The sequence below is a fragment of the Ligilactobacillus pobuzihii E100301 = KCTC 13174 genome (assembly GCF_000349725.1).
GTDB classification, from domain to species: domain Bacteria; phylum Bacillota; class Bacilli; order Lactobacillales; family Lactobacillaceae; genus Ligilactobacillus; species Ligilactobacillus pobuzihii.
This window is the reverse complement of sequence record NZ_APCP01000098.1, coordinates 1-3,112: the sequence shown is the minus strand read 5'-3', so window position 1 is coordinate 3,112 and position 3,112 is coordinate 1. Positions and strand designations below refer to the sequence as shown.

Genomic DNA, 3,112 nt, shown 5'->3' with positions numbered 1-3,112 from the left:
TTATACAGATATGGAGCAATTCATGTCTATTTTATACAGAAAAAACCCCGAAAATTCGGGGCTTTTTTGTATTATTTAACTTTCAACCTTTAGATAATTTAACTGATAGTTTGAAACTGCTACTTCTCTCAATTGAGGTGGTGGTTTTTTGTTTGTCCAAGATTATTAAAATCGAGTAAATTAGCCTGGAGTTAAGGATTAAAACTGTTGACGCAAAATAGGTGAAATGTTACATATAATGGTGTAAAAAATTTTTGTATATTTCCTAAGACTCGGGTGGCGTAAGCCTTAATTTCCTGGCGACCGGAAAAGAATAAGTGGTCCTTCGTGTCTTAGTAGGTACGAAGTTTTTTTATTTTAGGCGTGAAGATTCGGTCGATATCATAACTTGATAGCTTACACTTTAACTCGTATACTTGACTAAGCTTTCAAGCTTTAAAAAAGACTCGTAATAATTCAAACCCTAATTGATTATTTATTTGTTAGGAGGTGAGTTGGTTGAGCGAACAAGCAATCGCAAGAAAAGCAGAAATCGTAAGTAATGTTGCAGATTTACTAAAAGATGCTTCATCTTTATTAGTATTTGACTACCGTGGCTTGACTGTTGACCAGATGACAGACCTACGTCAACAATTGCGTGACGCCGGCGCACAAATGAGAGTTATTAAAAACACATATTTGAGACGTGCTGCTAAGGAAACTGGTTATGATGAACTTAATGAATTATTTGCCGGTCCAACTGCAGTTGTGTTTGGTGGGGCAGATGATTCTACTGCACCCGCACGGATAGTAGCAAAATTTGCTAAAGCAAGTGATGAGGAAGTTATTCAGATCAAGGGTGGCGCTATTGAAGGTAAGGTAACTTCTATTGATGAGATCAATACACTTGCAACACTTCCAAGTCGCGAAGGCCTATTATCAATGTTGGTATCAGCATTGCAAGCACCAGTGCGCAATGTTGCATATGCACTTAAGGCTGTCGTTGATAACAGTGACGAATAACTGACTAGAAATTATTTTAATAATGGAGGAAAATAAAAATGGCATTAGATACAGAAAAAATTATTGCTGATTTAAAAGATGCTAGCATTCTTGAATTGAATGACTTGGTTTCAGCGATCGAAGATGAATTTGGAGTTTCTGCAGCTGCCCCAGTTGCAGCAGCAGGCACAGACGGTGGCGACCAAGGCGGTGAACAAACAGAATTTGACGTTGAATTAGCTACGGAAGGCGACGCTAAAGTTAAGACCATCAAGCTTGTCAAAGATATTACCGGCAAGGGTTTGAAGGATGCTAAGGCTGCTGTTGATGAATTACCAACAGTTATTAAAGAACAAACAACTAAAGAAGATGCTGAAGATATCCAAGCACAATTCAAGGAATTAGGCGCAGTTGTTAACTTGAAGTAATATCTGTTAAATTCAGCTAAAGGGCTGATTTATGTAACCGTCAGAGTTAAAAAATGACTCTGGCGGTTTTATTTAGTGAGACAAAACATCTTTTGGGAACATGTTTGAGGACCATTGATTTAACTCATTTAATGGGATATAGATCGATGGCCCTTTTAGAACCGCACAGCTAGTTATGTCTCAGCCCTAATAAAGGAGGCTGGGACAAAACAATATCCCAGTCTCTTCTTTTGCTAAAAATAATCAAATTATCACTTCTAATTTTTACAGCATAAACGCGTTTCAAAAGTCTGAATCCTCAATGTAATGCCATTTACGCCATTCCTGTCCTGCGCTTTGCTACGGCCAAAAATGACGTAAATGGCATTATATACCGGCTTCAAAACGACTTTTGTCCCGCTCTCTTTTTTAATAGCTGTAAAGATCTAGAGAATAAAAAAATAATAGATGCATATAAAATGTCTCTCAAACAGGTTAGTGATAAATGTTTGGGAGAATTTTTTAGTCAAATGTTTATTTTATGAGTGTTTTCTGGTTTAAGTAACATTTCGATAATAAGCTGGGTTAGTTTTTTACTATTGCCAAAAATGGTTTGAGCTAAGTTTTTCTTTAATGAATCACTGTTTAAAGTAGCTCCAAGTAATGCTTGTTCTAAGGCATCTGCCGCGCCCGAGGTCATACTGGTGCCAAAGACTTTGATCGCTGATATTTTCTGATCCGTCGTTGCAAAATTAATGTGTAATTGCCCCTGTGAGATCTTTCTGGATGAATAATATTGATAACCAGGATTTTTGCCGTAGTTCCAAACATTACGCCCGTATTTTTTAGCGACTAACTCATGAATATTGTCCCAGTCTGCATTAGTTAAATGATATGTGGGAATATCTGCCCAATGTTTCACGTGAAACAAATGGAGCAATAGTTCATGCTTAAATGCCTCGGTTGACATTTGTTGATATGTGTCTGGTAACAAATTTTTTAAATTAGCGATCGGCCGATCATAAGATAAGACACCACGTGTGACTTGGTCGCGCTTTTTAGGTGTAAGTGCTTGGCGCGCATTGGTGATGTTCATGTCAAACATCAAAGTTCCTCCAGCTGCGTAGCCGTCCTTACCTTTGACCATGCACATTCCTGAAAATTTATGGTCGTTTGCGACGAGTGCACTTTTGGCACTGACGTGACCGTCTTTTAGTCCCATTTCTTCTAAAGCGGACAAAATTGGTTCAGCAAAATAATTATAGTCACTGCAATGTTTCAAAGAACCACTTATAATATTTTCAAAAATAATGTTTCCTTGGTCATGGTAGACTGCGCCTCCACCAGAAGTTCGACGTACAAGGTCAACATTATTTTGACTTAAATAATGTAAATCAACCTCGCTAAAAGAATTTTGCGCTGATCCAATGATCACTGATGGGCGGTTGATATAACAGATCAGGCCGTGTCCAGGGAGCTTCAAGTCGTTGATCAAATAATTATCGATCGATTGATTTATGATCGGATCATAGAGCTCATGATTTTTAGGGGTAATGTCGATTAGAAACATATTGATCCAAGCTTTCTTCATTTGATTTATCAAATTAATTTTTAGTTATTTTATACAATAACAGCACTTTACAACTTTTTCTAAAATTTTGACATAAAAAAGACGGAATCCCCGTCAACTTTGATATGATTTAAGCGACAAAACTAAACACACA

The 3,112-nt window shown here is 37.3% G+C and carries 3 protein-coding genes and 1 other annotated feature; of the genes, 2 read left to right on the top strand and 1 reads right to left on the bottom strand.

From position 1 onward, the window contains the following. The first annotated feature begins 246 nt into the window (after nt 1-246). Nucleotides 247-362: a sequence feature (ribosomal protein L10 leader region), on the top strand. A 136-nt stretch (nt 363-498) separates the two neighbouring features. Continuing rightward, a complete protein-coding gene (gene rplJ, locus LACPOB_RS0101255) occupies nt 499-1,002 on the top strand; it encodes a 50S ribosomal protein L10 (RefSeq protein WP_017867025.1) in 504 nt (167 codons plus the stop codon). A 38-nt stretch (nt 1,003-1,040) separates the two neighbouring features. Next, nucleotides 1,041-1,409 (top strand): 50S ribosomal protein L7/L12, encoded by a 369-nt coding sequence (gene rplL, locus LACPOB_RS0101250; protein WP_017867024.1) that lies wholly within the window; start codon nt 1,041-1,043, stop codon nt 1,407-1,409. Between the two features lie 505 nt (nt 1,410-1,914). Here the strand turns inward: rplL and LACPOB_RS0101245 are convergent. After that, a complete protein-coding gene (locus tag LACPOB_RS0101245) occupies nt 1,915-2,958 on the bottom strand; it encodes a lipoyl protein ligase domain-containing protein (RefSeq protein ID WP_017867023.1) in 1,044 nt (347 codons plus the stop codon). Nucleotides 2,959-3,112: the final 154 nt, after the last annotated feature.